General features: G+C 56.6%; 17 protein-coding genes. 6 read left to right on the forward strand and 11 right to left on the reverse strand.

Features of this window, described 5'->3' with window-relative positions:
• Positions 1 to 7 precede the first annotated feature (7 nt).
• The 5 genes from ilvN to O1723_RS21345 form a co-directional block, all read right to left on the reverse strand.
• A complete protein-coding gene (gene ilvN, locus O1723_RS21325) occupies positions 8 to 295 on the reverse strand; it encodes an acetolactate synthase small subunit (RefSeq protein ID WP_010426528.1) in 288 nt (95 codons plus the stop codon).
• 3 nt (positions 296 to 298) lie between these two features.
• A complete protein-coding gene (gene ilvB / locus O1723_RS21330) occupies positions 299 to 1,987 on the reverse strand; it encodes an acetolactate synthase large subunit (RefSeq protein ID WP_014881930.1) in 1,689 nt (562 codons plus the stop codon).
• A gap of 106 nt (positions 1,988 to 2,093) precedes the next feature.
• Positions 2,094 to 2,192, reverse strand: a complete 99-nt coding sequence (gene ivbL / locus O1723_RS21335; protein WP_023331688.1) for an ilvB operon leader peptide IvbL — start codon at positions 2,190 to 2,192, stop codon at positions 2,094 to 2,096.
• Between the two features lie 149 nt (positions 2,193 to 2,341).
• Positions 2,342 to 2,761 carry a helix-turn-helix domain-containing protein gene (locus O1723_RS21340; protein WP_023331687.1) on the reverse strand — a complete coding sequence of 140 codons (420 nt, stop codon included), beginning with the start codon at positions 2,759 to 2,761 and terminating at the stop codon, positions 2,342 to 2,344.
• Positions 2,758 to 3,072 (reverse strand): type II toxin-antitoxin system HigB family toxin, encoded by a 315-nt coding sequence (locus tag O1723_RS21345; protein ID WP_014881928.1) that lies wholly within the window; start codon positions 3,070 to 3,072, stop codon positions 2,758 to 2,760. The genes O1723_RS21340 and O1723_RS21345 overlap by 4 nt, the downstream gene beginning before the upstream one ends.
• Before the next feature lie 487 nt (positions 3,073 to 3,559).
• Between O1723_RS21345 and tisB the strand changes: the two genes are divergently transcribed.
• The 4 genes from tisB (at position 3,560) to emrD (ending at position 6,416) form a co-directional block, all read left to right on the forward strand.
• Complete coding sequence (gene tisB / locus O1723_RS21350; RefSeq protein ID WP_023331685.1) at positions 3,560 to 3,649, forward strand: type I toxin-antitoxin system toxin TisB; 90 nt, start codon at positions 3,560 to 3,562, stop codon at positions 3,647 to 3,649.
• Between the two features lie 64 nt (positions 3,650 to 3,713).
• Positions 3,714 to 4,160, forward strand: a complete 447-nt coding sequence (locus tag O1723_RS21355; protein ID WP_014881927.1) for a GNAT family N-acetyltransferase — start codon at positions 3,714 to 3,716, stop codon at positions 4,158 to 4,160.
• Between the two features lie 62 nt (positions 4,161 to 4,222).
• Positions 4,223 to 5,056: an EamA family transporter gene (locus tag O1723_RS21360; protein ID WP_014881926.1), complete on the forward strand. Its 834-nt coding sequence runs from the start codon at positions 4,223 to 4,225 to the stop codon at positions 5,054 to 5,056.
• A gap of 175 nt (positions 5,057 to 5,231) precedes the next feature.
• Positions 5,232 to 6,416, forward strand: coding sequence for a multidrug efflux MFS transporter EmrD (gene emrD / locus O1723_RS21365; protein ID WP_014881925.1), 1,185 nt, complete (start codon positions 5,232 to 5,234; stop codon positions 6,414 to 6,416).
• Here emrD and O1723_RS21370 read toward each other — a convergent pair.
• On the reverse strand, positions 6,319 to 7,407 hold the full coding sequence (locus tag O1723_RS21370; protein ID WP_014881924.1) for a cellulase family glycosylhydrolase: 1,089 nt from the start codon (positions 7,405 to 7,407) through the stop codon (positions 6,319 to 6,321). The genes emrD and O1723_RS21370 overlap by 98 nt on opposite strands.
• A gap of 84 nt (positions 7,408 to 7,491) precedes the next feature.
• On the reverse strand, positions 7,492 to 8,418 hold the full coding sequence (dsdC, locus tag O1723_RS21375) for a DNA-binding transcriptional regulator DsdC (RefSeq protein ID WP_014881923.1): 927 nt from the start codon (positions 8,416 to 8,418) through the stop codon (positions 7,492 to 7,494).
• A 204-nt stretch (positions 8,419 to 8,622) separates the two neighbouring features.
• On the opposite strand from dsdC, the gene dsdX reads away from it, so the two are divergent.
• Together dsdX and dsdA are read left to right on the forward strand one after the other, a co-directional pair.
• A complete protein-coding gene (gene dsdX, locus O1723_RS21380) occupies positions 8,623 to 9,960 on the forward strand; it encodes a D-serine transporter DsdX (RefSeq protein ID WP_014881922.1) in 1,338 nt (445 codons plus the stop codon).
• A gap of 17 nt (positions 9,961 to 9,977) precedes the next feature.
• Positions 9,978 to 11,264 carry a D-serine ammonia-lyase gene (gene dsdA / locus O1723_RS21385; protein WP_014881921.1) on the forward strand — a complete coding sequence of 429 codons (1,287 nt, stop codon included), beginning with the start codon at positions 9,978 to 9,980 and terminating at the stop codon, positions 11,262 to 11,264.
• Between the two features lie 34 nt (positions 11,265 to 11,298).
• Here the strand turns inward: dsdA and O1723_RS21390 are convergent, their stop codons facing one another.
• The 4 genes from O1723_RS21390 to O1723_RS21405 all read right to left on the reverse strand — a co-directional run bounded on the left by O1723_RS21390 (position 11,299) and on the right by O1723_RS21405 (position 15,017).
• Positions 11,299 to 11,646, reverse strand: a complete 348-nt coding sequence (locus O1723_RS21390; protein WP_023331677.1) for a DUF202 domain-containing protein — start codon at positions 11,644 to 11,646, stop codon at positions 11,299 to 11,301.
• Positions 11,636 to 11,983 (reverse strand): YidH family protein, encoded by a 348-nt coding sequence (locus O1723_RS21395; RefSeq protein ID WP_014068263.1) that lies wholly within the window; start codon positions 11,981 to 11,983, stop codon positions 11,636 to 11,638. Before O1723_RS21395 ends, O1723_RS21390 begins: the two co-directional genes overlap by 11 nt.
• 92 nt (positions 11,984 to 12,075) lie before the next feature.
• Positions 12,076 to 13,398, reverse strand: a complete 1,323-nt coding sequence (locus O1723_RS21400; RefSeq protein WP_014881919.1) for a 6-phospho-alpha-glucosidase — start codon at positions 13,396 to 13,398, stop codon at positions 12,076 to 12,078.
• On the reverse strand, positions 13,395 to 15,017 hold the full coding sequence (locus O1723_RS21405; protein WP_014881918.1) for an alpha-glucoside-specific PTS transporter subunit IIBC: 1,623 nt from the start codon (positions 15,015 to 15,017) through the stop codon (positions 13,395 to 13,397). Before O1723_RS21405 ends, O1723_RS21400 begins: the two co-directional genes overlap by 4 nt.
• Positions 15,018 to 15,181: the final 164 nt, after the last annotated feature.

The following is a 15,181-nucleotide window of genomic DNA, read 5'->3' on the forward strand; positions in this document are numbered from 1 at the left end:
AAGCGATCTACTCGAAAAACACCGCAATTTTGTTAAACATGGTGGGATCGGACTGGTTGCGCGCCACTTTGGTGACATCTTCCAGCTTGTCGATCTGCGCCATCATCTGCTCCAGACGCTGGTCATCGTTGACCAGTAGCCAGATGCGGCTGTGCTCGCTGCCCTGAATCGGCAGACAGAGAATGCCTTCCACGTTAAACGCCCGGCGGGCAAACAGCCCGCAGACGTGGGTCATGACGCCAGGATGGTTGCGGACGGTGAGTTCCAGAATGACGTTATCATGTTGTTTCTGCATGGTTTATTCCCCCACCATCTCAGTATTTGCCGCACCCGGCGGCACCATCGGATACACTTTTTGTTCAGGATCGATACGCACGTGGATCAGCGCCGGGCCGGGGCGCGAAATCGCCGCCTGCAGCGCCGCGTGGGCATCCTCTTCGGCGTTCAGATCGCAGGTGTGAAGGCCAAAACCGGCAGCAATCTGCATAAAGTTAATCATTCCCGGATAGGTCGCGGCAAATACGCCCTGCTTGTAGAACAGGCTCTGCTGCTGGTGTACCAGCCCCAGCGCCTCGTTGTTCATCAGAATGATTTTGACGTCTAACTGGTTTTCAGCCGCGGTCGCCATTTCCTGAATGTTCATCATCAGGCTGCCGTCACCGGAGAAGCAGATGACTTTGCGGTCCGGATTCGCCAGCGCCGCACCCACGGCAGCAGGCAGGCCAAAGCCCATAGTGCCGAGGCCACCGGAGGTCAGCCACTGGCGCGGACGGTTCAGCGGGTAGGCCTGGGCGGTCCACATCTGATGCTGGCCCACGTCGGTGGTAATAATCGCGCTGTCGTCCACGCAGGCGGCCACAGCGTTGATAAGACCATAGTGGCTCAGCGGATCGCCCTCGGTCGGGATGGCGCCCGGGAACTCTTTTTGCAAATCGGCGACCAGCTGACGCCAGTCGGCACGGTCGGCTGCGTCCGTCTGCGGGATCAGCTGCGCCAGCACTTCAGCCACGTCGCCCTGAATGGCCACGTGCGGCTGCTTAATTTTACCCAGCTCGGCGCGGTCGATGTCCACATGAATGATTTTGGCGTTCGGGCAGAACTGCTCGGTTTTGCCAATCGCCCGGTCATCAAAACGCGCGCCCATTACAATCAGCAAATCCGCTTCTTGCAGGATGTAGTTGGTGCTGCGCGCGCCGTGCATGCCCAGCATGCCAAGAGAGAGCGGGTGCGCTTTAGGCAGCATGCCGAGCGCCATCAGGGTCATAGTGGTGGGCAGGCTGGCTTTTTCAGCGAACTGGCGGATTTCATTCGCGGCGTTAATCGCCCCACCGCCCAGATAGAGCACCGGGCGTTTGGCGGCATTAATCATCGCCGCGGCGTCACGCACGCTCTCAGCACTGAATTCCGGCGCGGGGGCACGGTCGCCCGGCTCTGGCAGCACGTCAATCTCGATCTCTGCGGTCTGGACATCCTTAGGAATGTCTATCCACACCGGGCCCGGGCGGCCAGACTGCGCAATGCGAAACGCATCGCTGATAACCTGAGGAAGCTCGCTGATATCGCGAACTAAATAGTTATGTTTGGTGATGGGGATAGAGATGCCGTAGGTATCCACTTCCTGGAACGCATCGGTACCGATCATCGAAGACGGCACCTGGCCGGTAATGCAGATCAGCGGAATGGAGTCGAGGCGCGCGTCGGCGATGGCCGTTACCAGGTTGGTTGCCCCCGGCCCGCTACACGCCATACAAACCGCCGGTTTCCCCTGGGTACGCGCCATGCCCTGCGCGATAAAGCCCGCGCCCTGCTCGTGGCGAGCCAGCACGTGGCGGATTTTTGTGCTTTGGCTTAACGCATCGTACAGCGGCAGCACCGTGCCGCCCGGGATGCCCGCAACCGTGGTGATGCCCTGTCGTTCCAGCAAATGAACGATCAGCTGCGCGCCCGTAAAACGCGTCTTAGTAGATGTTGTGCCCGAACTTGCCATGCTCCAGTCCTTTTCTTCTGAGCCAGCCTTCCGGGGAGGGTCCTAAACGAAAAACCCCGCCCGGTTTGCGCCGGCGGGGTTTTGGATTCGTGTGTTGATCCAGTCCCTACGGCGCATTGCCGACGACCACCACCACACGCACGACGACCACTGCGGCTGGTTGCGCAGTTTTTAGTAGGGTCGAGGTGAACAGAGATGGAGTCATTAGGAACCTGTGTTTGGAATCATTGATTGAATTTATACAAACACAGGTTTTCGGGCGTGACAATGGAAATATTTTCATCTGCGCAAAAATGAGTCAGGGATCACGTTTCGTTTGTTGGGTGATGAAAACAGTAGTCGGACGTGAGTATTTCATTCAATGAACAGCGCAGGCGATACCCCAAAGCGAGCAGCCAGTTTTTTTATATGGTTCAACGTCAGCTGACGTTGACCGTTCAACACCCTTGAAACCATTGATTTACTGCCAATTTCATCCTGAAAATCCGAAATAGTCAGTTTGTATTGATCCATAAGGGTTCTTAAAACGGCAATGCCCACTGGGACAGATTCCATCTCCTGGCGTAAGGCGACAATTTCGGGCCGATTGGCTTCGTAACGACGAATTCTTGCACATACGATATCCAGCAAAGGGCTGCCAGGTTCGTTCATCAGTAAATACTCAACCAGCTCAAGTGCGTCCTGGTAATCTTTCTCGTTTGGATGTTCACCCAATAAAGGAACCGCCGCGACAAGGGCATGCGTTGCTTTCATTGCATCAGCTACGATCATCATTTCTTCCCCTTAGTGCGATGTTTCTCCGTAAAACGGTCATATTCCTTATGAGTAAAAACATGGCGCACATAAAACTTTTGGCTTTCAAAGAATATGAGAGCCACTACTCTGAGGTTGTTGTTAGCAATATCAATAACATAATGCTTATCGAGATACTTCAAATTATCTAGCGTTGGAAAGATTTTTCTTAGCGCAACAGGCGTCGGGCAATGGCTCTTTTCGATGGTTCGCCCCAGAAAGAGAAGCTCCTCTCTGTGTTGCGGAAACTGGATCACCGCATCCAAAATTGCCTTCATTGAGATTAAATGCATACTGCATACCTGCCGCGTCCGTTGCCATTATGGCAACAATATCACATATTGCCAATTGGTCAACGACGGACTTGCTTTGGACGCAGCCAGAAAACAAAAAACCCCGCCGGAGCGAGGTTTTTATCAGGGTTTTGCGGTTGGTCGCCGCAGAACACACTGTGTTACGTCAACGCAAAAAGTATACGCGATCGAGGACGAACGCGCAATTCCGGCACGGATTTTGACGTTTTTGAGTATGGGTCGCCTTTCGATTTTTGTCCAAAAAATACTGTTCATGCATACAGTATTTATCTATACTGAGGGTGTTCGCAGTGAGCGAGGGGGCCGCAGTTCTACCGGCGCAATGAAGTCCTGGCTGAAACGGGTGGTGCCGTCAGTGCCTTAACCCCTGAAGTGAGCACACTGTGTTACGTCAATCCAGGTGCTGGCAACAGGCGGCGGAAAGGTACGCCAGCATCGTGCTCCTTTTTACCAAAAGGAGACGCGTATGGGCATCGTGGATATGGTGATACTTATCCTCAAACTCATTGTTGCAGTATTGCAACTGCTTGATGCTGTCCTGAAATACGTTCGGTAAGTCAGGTTCAAGTCGCACCTGAGAGGGGCGGGCAACCGCCCCTCTTTAATAACGAGGGAATGCTATGTCGCGTCTGTTAATTGAGCCTGTTACGCCTGATGAACCGGGCTATATCGCCCTGAAGGCGGAAAGTATCGCATTGAATTTCAACATGCTGCGCAGGCTGGAAGAGAACTGGCAGCGGGGTGAAAACCGCTTTAACGCGCCGGGCGAAAAGCTGCTGGGGGCGTTTCTTAACGGCAAGCTGGTAGGCGTATGCGGTCTCAACCGCGATCCCTTCAGCCAGCAACCGCGCGCCGGGCGCATTCGCCATCTCTATGTTAGCGAGAAGTGTCGCGGGTTGGGCATCGGCAAACAGCTTTTAACCGTAGTGATGGCCGATGCCAGCATCTGGTTTGATTTCCTGAATACCCACGCGCCGGATACCGCGTATGGGTTCTACCGCCGGGCGGGTTTCACGCTGGTCTCGGATGAGCCGCGGGTGACGCACCGCCTGTTTTGTGCGGTGTAACCGGCTGGCAGCATCAGGACGTGAATGTTACAGTTGAGTGACAATTCACCACCCGATACGCCATGACCATCACCGTATTCTGCATTTTGCTGTTTGCCGCGCTGCTGCATGCCAGCTGGAACGCTATCGTTAAGGCCGGAACGGACAAGCTCTATTCTGCGATAAGCGTCAGCGGCTCCGCTACGCTTATTGCGCTGGTGTTGCTCCCCTTCTCTCCACAGCCTTCTGCTGCAAGCTGGCCGTTTTTAATCGTCTCCTGCGCCTTACAGGTGGTGTACACCGTGCTGGTGGCGAAGACCTATCAGGTCTCCGATATGAGTCAAACCTACCCGCTGATGCGCGGCACCGCCCCGCTGCTGGTGGCGCTGATCAGCGTCCTGGCACTTGGCGATCGTCTCTCCTGGCTGGCCTGGTCCGGCATCGGAGTGATCTGCCTGTCGATTCTGGCGATGGCGATGAACGGGCGCATGCAGTCCCGAAAAGGGATCTGGCTGGCGCTACTGAACGCCTGTTTTATCGCCGGATATACGCTGGTGGACGGCACCGGGGTGCGGCTCTCGGGCACTGCGCTGGGCTACACGCTGTGGACCTTCTTTATGAACGGTTTTTGCCTGCTGAGCTGGGCGATGGTGGCGCGTCGGCGTGAAGCCTTTGGCTACCTGCGTCTGCACTGGAAAAAGGGGCTGCTCGGCGGCGTCGGCACCATGGGCTCGTATGGCCTGGCACTGTGGGCGATGACGCAGGCACCGCTGGCCGTAGTCGCGGCGCTGCGTGAAACCTCGATTCTTTTCGGGGCGCTGATTGCCTTTGTGATTTTAAAAGAGAAGGTTGCGGGCCTGCGCATCGCTGCGGCGCTGGGTATTGCAGGCGGCGCTATTCTCCTGCGCCTCGCATAAATCACTGGCAACATTAGTTGCCGTTTTTGTTTACAAATCCTGCCTTCTGACGTTCATCCATTCACCATCACAATGATTAAATTGTCATCTCACTGTGGTAGATTCCTCGCGCATTTATGGGAATGCGCAGTCACTTATTCTTCATTTTTCTCTTTTGGCAAAAGTATTCAGCGACATGAAAAAACAAAGGAACGTTAACTTATTGTTGATGCTGGTGTTACTGGTGGCCGTCGGTCAGATGGCGCAAACCATCTACATTCCGGCGATCGCCGACATGGCAAAGGAATTAAACGTCCGCGAGGGCGCGGTACAAAGCGTAATGGCCGCCTACCTGCTAACCTACGGCGTTTCACAACTCGTCTATGGCCCGCTGTCCGACCGCGTCGGGCGTCGCCCGGTGATCCTGGTCGGCATGAGCATATTCATGGTGGCGACGGTGATTGCCATCACCACCCATAGCCTGACCGTATTGATTGCCACCAGCGCCCTGCAAGGCGTCGGAACCGGCGTCGGCGGGGTGATGGCGCGAACCTTACCGCGCGATATGTACCAGGGCACCCAGCTCCGCCATGCCAACAGCCTGTTGAATATGGGGATTCTGGTCAGCCCGCTGCTGGCACCGCTGATTGGCGGCCTGCTGGACACAATGTGGTCCTGGCGCGCCTGTTACGCCTTCCTGCTGGTGCTCTGCGTGATAGTGACCTTCAGCATGGCACGGTGGATGCCGGAAACGCGCCCGCAGGACGCGCCGCGCACGAAGCTTATCGCCAGCTACAAAACGCTGTTCGGCAACGGTGCGTTTACCTGTTACCTGCTGATGCTGATCGGCGGCCTGGCAGGCATAGCGGTGTTCGAAGCCTGCTCCGGCGTGCTGCTGGGCGCTGGGCTTGGCCTGAGCAGCATGGTGGTGAGTATTCTGTTTATTCTGCCTATCCCGGCGGCGTTCTTCGGCGCCTGGTTTGCCGGACGTCAGAACAAGCGTTTCTCCACCCTGATGTGGCAGGCAGTGATTAGCTGTCTGCTGGCGGGACTGATGATGTGGATCCCGGGGCTGTTTGGCGTGATGACCGTCTGGACGCTGCTGATCCCGGCGGCGCTGTTCTTCTTCGGCGCGGGGATGCTGTTCCCGCTCGCCACCAGCGGCGCGATGGAGCCGTTCCCGTTCCTCGCGGGCACGGCGGGCGCGCTGGTGGGCGGTTTGCAAAACATCGGCTCCGGCGCGCTGGCCTGGCTCTCGGCCATGATGCCGCAGACCGGGCAGGCTAGTTTGGGTTTGCTGATGACGCTGATGGGGCTGCTGATTTTACTGTGCTGGCTGCCGCTGGCGTCGCGTGTCCCGCATCACGAGCAGCCGGTTTAACCGCATGATGGCCCGGCTTGTCGCCGGTTTTTTCACAGACGGGAGCAATCATCGCCTGTAATAACGGCTCTGGCGCAGGTCGCCAGGCGCCCTCTTCCCCGTCGTAAAACTGGAAATCCGCGTTAAGCGCATACGGAATTTTCGCCTTTTGCAGCTCGCAGGCCATAAAGGTGGCGAAGGCCATTTGCGAAGCGGTTGGCGTGAGGTGGTTTGACTCCCCCACGCCCCAGCCTCCGACCCAGCTGACGTGCCCGGTTTTTTGCTGCCAGCGCAGCGCGGTATTGATGCGATTATGGATAGCCGCTTTCTCTGCCGCCGTGCCGGACGTCCACGGGTATTTACCGTTATTTTTCAGCGGCCCCCACGGGAAAATATGCCACTCCGCCAGCAGGAAGTTCTGGCTGTGCGCAGGCAGCTTCAGGCTGGTTAAATCCTCCGGCGCGGCGCGCAGGCGCGGTGCGATGAAAATCATGCGCTGCGGGTCAATGTCATGGATCGCTTTTATGGTTTTTTCATACACGCGATTTAACGACGCGAGGTTGTGGTTGAGCTTGTCGGCGGGCTCGTAAATCAGGTCAAAACCCAACTGCGGGTAGCTCTGGCCGAAATAGTGGGCGACGGCAATCCACCAGTTGATTGTCTCTTTCTCATTATCGGCTTTCGGGTCGTTTTTATATTCATCTGCCTGATAAGCAATAATCGGGATGACACCATATTGCTCGCAGGCTTCTACCAGCTTGCGCAGATGGATGAGCCGCGCTTCCGTCGGCTCATCGGCGACGCGGATGCGCACATGGCTAATGCCTTTTGCACGAAAATCGCGTACCACCAGCGGGTCAAATTCACGTATACCGCGCTCGGTACGCGCCCAGTCTACATCCATCCCCACACCCAGCTGCTGAGCATAGCGGGCAGCCGTCATCGCCGGCTCAGCGGCAATCGCCCAGCCGGAAGAGATCAGTAACGCAGAGGCAATAAAAGGCTTTAACACGGTTTACCCTGGATAAATCGAAAGCATTACCTGTATTTAGCACGCTTTTTCACATTTGGTGTAGCGTCAAAGCGTAATAATTCTTCACCTTGCCCGTTCTCTCAGCCAGCTAATAAAGGCGTCAATTTTCGGCCACTGGCGGCCCGGAAGCGTTGAGATATAGTAATGCTGATGGCATTTGAGGGTCTTTTCACCAAACGGTGCAATCAACTCTCCCTTCTCGAGCCGTTTCTGCACCAGCCGCTTTCTGCCCATCGCTACCCCCACATCATTGATGGCCGCAATAATCGCTAAATCAGAACGATCAAAACCAATCCCCGACGATGGCGGCATATTTATCGCAAAATGCTGCGCCCAGCTTAGCCATTCATCCGTACCGGAATCATTGCTCCAGGCCTGACGGTCATGAAGCAACGTACAGTGGCTGAGGTTATGGGGGTTTTTAACCAGTTGATGTTCGCGGGCGTACGCGGGTGAACAAACGGGCAAAATCTCCTCATCCATCAGGAAGTGATGGGAAAGGTGGTTTGCCGGCGTATCGTCGAAATAGAGCGCCAGATCGATGCCCGTTCGCTGCATATTGACGTAATCATTTCCGGTCAGGACGGTGAGTGAAATCGACGGATAGCGGCGGGTAAAATCTCCCAGCATGGGAACCAGCCAGCACTGCGCAATCGATGGCCGGGAGTACACCGTTAGCGTACCGGAGAGCGCCTGGTTTTTGATGTCCAGGATCTCCTGATTCAGGGTATCGAGGGAGGATTTAAGGGTCCAGTAAACGCGCTTCCCCTCCTGCGTCAGCTCAACCTTACGGTGCGAGCGGACGAACAGCTGAATACCCAGCTCCTCTTCCAGCAGATTAATGCGGTGGCTCACCGCGCTGGGGCTGAGCGAAAGCTCCTCCGCGGCCAGCGCGAAGGACTCATGCCGGGCGGCCACTTCAAAAGTGTACATTTTCGACAGCTGCCAGCCGTTTAACAGCCGGTTTCTGGCTTCATTCGCATCGGTCATCACAATTCTCACGCGTGGTTTCTGCGCTCAGCATACCGTTTAAGGGTGAATTTATGTGAACCTAATGCAAGTTAAGTGCGTTTTTTAGAGCGTAGTCACTCAGTTGATCCAATCTGGCTCACCTGAATGCCAATTTATATCGTTTGTCAGCCCCCGCCGTTTTTTCGTCCAATACCCACAGATGACATAAGGGTGAGGTGAGATATGGGATCTCAGGTCTGGGTTGTGGCAACGCTGCTGGTCAGCATTGTGTTAATTGTTTTAACCATCGTTAAGCTGAAGTTTCACCCGTTCCTCGCGCTGCTGCTGGCGAGCTTTTTCGTCGGTGCGATGATGGGGATGAGCCCACTGGATATGGTGAACGCCATTGAGAGCGGGATTGGAGGTACGCTGGGCTTCCTGGCGGCGGTGATTGGTCTGGGCACTATTCTCGGCAAAATGATGGAAGTCTCCGGCGCGGCAGAGCGTATCGGGATCGCGCTGCAGCGCTGCCGCTGGCTGTCAGCAGACGTGATTATGGTGCTGGTGGGCCTGATCTGCGGCATTACGTTGTTCGTGGAAGTGGGCGTGGTACTGCTGATCCCGCTGGCGTTTTCCATCGCCAAAAAGACCAACACGTCGCTGCTCAAGCTGGCCATTCCGCTCTGTACCGCGCTGATGGCGGTGCACTGTGTGGTGCCTCCGCATCCAGCCGCGCTGTTTGTGACCAATAAGTTAGGCGCGGACGTCGGAACGGTGATTGTTTATGGTTTGATGGTAGGACTGGTGGCGTCTCTGGTCGGTGGCCCACTGTTCCTGAAACTGCTCGGCAATCGTCTGCCGTTTAAACCGGTTCCGGCAGAATTTTCAGACCTCAAGGTGCGGGAAGAACACACCCTCCCGTCGCTGGGCGCCACGCTGTTTACGGTTCTGCTGCCAATTGGCCTCATGCTGGTGAAGACCATTGCCGAGCTGAATATGGCAAAAGAAGGTTCGCTGTATACGCTCCTCGAATTTATCGGCAACCCGATCACCGCGATGTTTATCGCCGTGTTTGTCGCCTACTACCTGCTGGGGATCCGCCAGCATATGAGCATGGGGGCGATGCTGACGCACACCGAGCACGGTTTTGGCTCTATCGCCAATATTTTGCTGATTATCGGCGCGGGCGGCGCGTTCAACGCCATCCTCAAAACCAGCGGACTGGCGGACTCACTGGCGCATATTCTCTCGAATCTGCACATGCATCCTATCCTTCTCGCCTGGCTGGTGGCGCTGGTGCTGCATGCCGCCGTAGGCTCCGCCACGGTCGCGATGATGGGCGCCACGGCGATAGTCGCGCCGATGCTGCCGCTCTATCCGAACGTGAGTCCGGAGATCATCACCATTGCTATCGGTTCCGGCGCCATTGGCTGCACGATCGTCACCGATTCTCTCTTCTGGCTGGTGAAGCAATACTGCGGCGCAACCCTGAATGAGACCTTCAAATACTATACGACGGCGACGTTTATCGCCTCGGTGCTTGCACTTGGCGGCACATTCCTGCTTTCTTTCATTATCTGAGCGCGAAGAGACGTACTATGGAAAACGCAACTATCACTACTTTAACCGCACAGTTTCCTCTGGTTGAGGATCTGATTGCCCTGAAAGAAACCACCTGGCTTAACCCACGTACCACCACGCTGGCGGAAGGATTGCCTTACGTCGGGCTGTCCAAAGCCGACGTGGACGACGCGCACGCGCGCCTAAACCGCTTCGCGCCGTATCTGGCGAAAGCCTTTCCGGAAACGGCCGTCACGAAGGGGATTATTGAATCCGAACTGGTCGCCATCCCGGCCATGCAGGCGCGACTGGGGAAAGAATATGACAAGACCATTCCCGGCACCCTGCTGCTGAAAAAAGACAGTCATCTGCCGATTTCCGGCTCGATTAAAGCACGCGGCGGCATCTACGAGGTGTTGACCCACGCGGAGAAACTGGCGCTGGACGCCGGCTTGCTGAACATCGAAGACGACTACAGCGTTCTGCTGGAGCCGCGCTTTAAGGACTTCTTCAGCCAGTACAGCATTGCGGTGGGCTCAACCGGCAACCTGGGGATGTCCATCGGCATTATGAGCGCATGCATCGGCTTTAAGGTGACGGTGCACATGTCCGCCGATGCCCGCGAGTGGAAGAAAGCGAAGCTCCGCAGCCACGGCGTCATCGTCGTGGAGTATGAGCAGGATTACGGCGTGGCGGTGGAACAGGGGCGCAAAGCGGCAGAAAGCGATCCGAACTGCTTCTTCATTGATGATGAAAACTCCCGCACCTTGTTCCTGGGCTATGCGGTGGCAGGCGAGCGGCTGAAGGCACAGTTTGCCGAACAGGGCCGCGTGGTGGATGCGGCGCATCCCCTGTACGTCTACCTGCCCTGCGGTGTCGGCGGCGGCCCTGGCGGCGTGGCGTTTGGCCTGAAGCTGGCCTTCGGTGATAACGTCCACTGCTTCTTTGCGGAACCCACGCACTCGCCGTGTATGCTGCTCGGCGTTTACACCGGCCTGCACGACGAGATTGCGGTGCAGGACCTGGGTATCGACAACGTGACGGCGGCAGACGGCCTGGCGGTCGGGCGCGCGTCCGGCTTCGTGGGCCGCGCGATGGAGCGCCTGCTAGACGGGTTCTACACGCTTTCCGATCAAAGCATGTATGACATGCTCGGCTGGCTGGCGCAGGAGGAAGACATTCGTCTGGAACCGTCCGCGCTGGCGGGCATGGCCGGGCCGCTGCGTGTGCATTCAGATGCCAACGTCACCCACCTGGTATGGGCAACCGGGGGCGGCATGGTGCCGGAAGACGAGATGGCGAAGTATTTAGCAAAAAGCCGTTAATCGTAGGCCCGGTAAGGCGTAGCCGCCACCGGGCTTATAAGCTCACCATTTGCTGAATATGTGTAACGGCAAAGAGTAAAGACAGAGACAGCACAGCGAGCGCGATCAGGAACTTATCCCGCACCGCTTTCGGCTGCACAAAATCATCCTGCGCCACGTCCATCAGGTTACGGCTGCGGGTATAGCGCCACAAAATGAAGGCTACTAGCGCCAGCACAACAATTGAGATCCAGAATGGCACCCCGGTCCGGTGCCAGTTGTGCTTGATCGCCAGAGCAATCAGCGCGCCATACCCCAGCAACGTGCGCAGCCATGCGAGCGACGTCCGCTCCGGCTGCAGGCCAGGGTCCGCTTCGCGTCGCGCTTTGCGGCTATCCGCCATAGAACACCAGCACCATCACCACGCCTGCCACCGTCAGCAGGATCGCGCTGATGATGAGTAACCCGCGCGTATAGGGTAAATCCTGCTTCAGACGCATCGCCTTCTCATTGCGCAACCAGCGCAGATAGCCGTAAATCGCCAGCACGCCTGCGAACAGGCACAGAAGCAGCGCCAGTACTTCGCGGATCAGCGGCGTGGCGAAATCAGGTGCGAGCTGATCGAGGCCGACACCTGCAGCCAGAAAGCCCAGCGCCGTCCGGATCCACGCTAAGAACGTGCGTTCATTAGCCAGAGAGAAGCGATAATCCGGCGCTTCACCGAGGCGGGAAATTTTCATGGAGGTTCCTTGTCGAGCTACGGGCAGGCTTCAGCATAGCGTAAATCGACCAGGACAAGGAGACCGGCATCGGGGGATGCCGGTCAGGAAGGTTAGTGCAGTTCCGGCCAGTACTCTTTGTTGGCTTCGATCAGGTCATCCAGAATCGCTTTCGCGACTGACGCGCTCGGCACGGTTTTCGACAGGGTAATCGCCTGCCAGAGTTTCTGATACGAACGCTGCTCCCAGGCATCCACCACCAGCTTTTCCACCGCCACCTGCTGGCTCATCAACCCTTTCTGGAAGTGTGGAATATCGCCAACCGTGAGCGGCTCCGGTCCGTTATGGCCCACCAGACACGGAATTTCCACCATCGCATCGGCATCAAAGTTCTGAATGGCACCGTTGTTTGGCACAATCAGCAACATGCGTTCCTGGGTGTTAAAAGCAATCGCGGTCGCCAGATCGACGATGTAAGACGCATGTTCGTCGATTTCCAGCTCCCCGGCGGCGGAGTTACCCGCTTCGATGATCGCCCGACAGGAGCTGAACACATGTTTCTCGCGGTGATCCATGACTTCATTGGCGCGGGTCCGTTCCGGGTTAGAGTGCGCAACAACGTAGTCCGGGAACAGATAGTATTTCAGATAGGTGTTCGGCATGGTGTCCGGATCCAGCGCCTGCACATCTTTTGCTTTGGCAAAGGTATCGTTCCAGCTTGCTTCGGTATGCGCATCTTCAGAAGGCGGAACATAGCCGTTTTTCGCCACGTATTCGCGCAGTTTCGGCATTAAATCGTTACCGTTGAGATCTTCAATCGAGGTCCACCAGCCGAAGTGGTTCAGACCGTAGTAGCGCACGCGCATCTCTTTGCGGTCTTTCAGGCCAACGATCTGCGCCATGCGTCCTTCGATGCCAATCGGCATATCGCAGATGTTGAGGATTTTGGCATTCGGACGCAGGCGGCGCGTGGCTTCCGCGACAATCGCCGCCGGGTTGGAGTAGTTCAGCATCCACGCATTCGGGGAGTACTGCTCCATGTAATCTACCAGCTCCAGCACGCCGCCGATCGAGCGCATGCCGTAGGAAATCCCACCAGGCCCGCAGGTTTCCTGGCCCAGCACGCCGTGGCGCAGCGGGATTTTCTCATCTTTTTCACGCATCGGGTATTTGCCGACGCGGATATGCGCCATCACGAAATCCACATCGGTAAACGCCGCTTTAGGATCGGTGGTGTAGCTAAACTCAATCTCCGGCGCCTGCTCTCTAAGGATGATTTTGCACGCTTCGGCGATGGTCTCCTGACGTGCGCCGTCGTTATCATAAAACTTCAGGGCGCGCAGCGGGAAACGGTCACGGTTGGCTAACAGCATCAGGACGATACCAGGCGTAAAGGTGCTGCCGCCGCCTGCAATGACAACTGAGAATTTTTTCATGATATAGCCTCTGTCAGGGTGGTTTGTTCATTCGTTAAAGGGGTTTTCATCAGCGATTCCAGCTGGTCACGCACCTGAGGAACGTGCAGACCGACAATCACCTGAATGCCGTTGCCGCGTCGCACCACACCGTGTGCGCCCAGGGCTTTGAAGACGTCGTCGCTTTGGGTTTTCGCCATATCCACCAGCGCGATACGCAAGCGGGTGGCACAGTTGTTGATGCTTTCGATATTGGCCGCACCGCCGAGCGCCTGCAGGAATCCGGCGGCCTGTCCGACCTGCTGGCTGGCCGCCGCCGGGGCAGTGGTTTGCCCGCGTGCCGCCTTATAGTCGGCCTTGCTGTACAGTTTGATTTCGCTCTCTTCCCGGCCCGGCGTTTTGAGGTTCAGACGCACAATCAGCGTTTTGAAGACCATGAAGTAGAGGCCGGTAAAGCAGACGCCGATGCCGATTTGCGTGAAGACCGTTGAGGCGTGGTTATGGAACATCGGGATCCAGTTTTGCGGCAGGAACTGGTCCAGCAGGCCGCCGCCCATGTTGCCGACCACCCCAAAGGTGTACATCACCGTTGCCATGGTGGCCGCCAGCACGGCGTGAACGGCAAACAGCAGCGGCGAGATAAACAAGAAGGTAAATTCGAGCGGTTCAGTAATGCCCACCAGCACGGCAGTGAGCGTGGCCGGGACCAGCAGCCCCGCCACCTTGACGCGGTTTTCCGCTGAGGCGGTGTACCAGATCGCCAGCGCAATCCCGACCGAGCCAAACACTTTTGAATTGCCGTGGAGCGCGAACCCGCCTTCGGGGAAGAGGGTTTTCAGCGGCAGGGTACTCTGGCTGAATTCCTGCAGATGCTGCGCCCAGTAGACCTGAATACCGCCTTCCACCGCCGCCGGGCCGAAGATGAACGGGCCATAGACGAAGTGGTGCAATCCGGTTGGGATCAGAATGCGTTCCAGGAAGGTGTACACCCACACGCCCAGCGCACCGGCAGAGCGCAGGAACGCCTGTAGGGACTCAATGCCCATCTGAACTTTCGGCCAGCCCAGCAATGTCAGCCAGGCGCAGGGGATCATGACGAAAAACGCGAGGATAACGACAAACGAACTGCCCTGGAAAATCCCCAGGAAAACCGGCAGCGGCTTGTCGAAATAGCGGTTGTGGATAGCGGTCACGATGCCAGAAATCACAATGGCACCGATGATGCTGGTATCGAGCGTTTTGATCCCGGCAATCATCGCCAGCCCGCTTCCCGCCGTGGGTTCGGCGGAGAAATCGACGCCGAAGAAGTGACCCCAGGTCATCCCCATCGCGTTGATGAAGTAGTTCCAGGTCAGGAAGCTAATCAGCACCGCCAGACAGGCGCGGCCCTGCGCCTGCTTTGCCAGGCCAATCGGTAAACCGACGGCGAAAATCAGCGGCATATTGCGAAATACCGCCCAGCCGCCCTCTTCAATAATGTGAACGATCTGCGCGAAAAGATTATCAGGGGCCGTTAAGGCTTCGCCGACAAACAGCGGGTTGCGAAGCATAATGGCGATTCCCACCACGATCCCGGCAAACGGAAACAGCAATACCGGGGTAAACATGGCACCGCCAAAACGTTGTATTTGACTGAGCATTTTTAAATCCTCACGTAACAACCTGTAGGGGGTAGAGGCCTTTATGGTTTTTTGCTGGCCTGAGGTGAGCATAAGAACTTACTGATACGCGAACATGGCGTGCCGTTGCGATTCGTGATCGCATTCATGGTTTTATTTTGACCAGTGAGGTCTACTTTTCGTTG

The sequence above is a fragment of the Enterobacter cloacae complex sp. HYC080_NIDB genome (assembly GCF_056673325.1).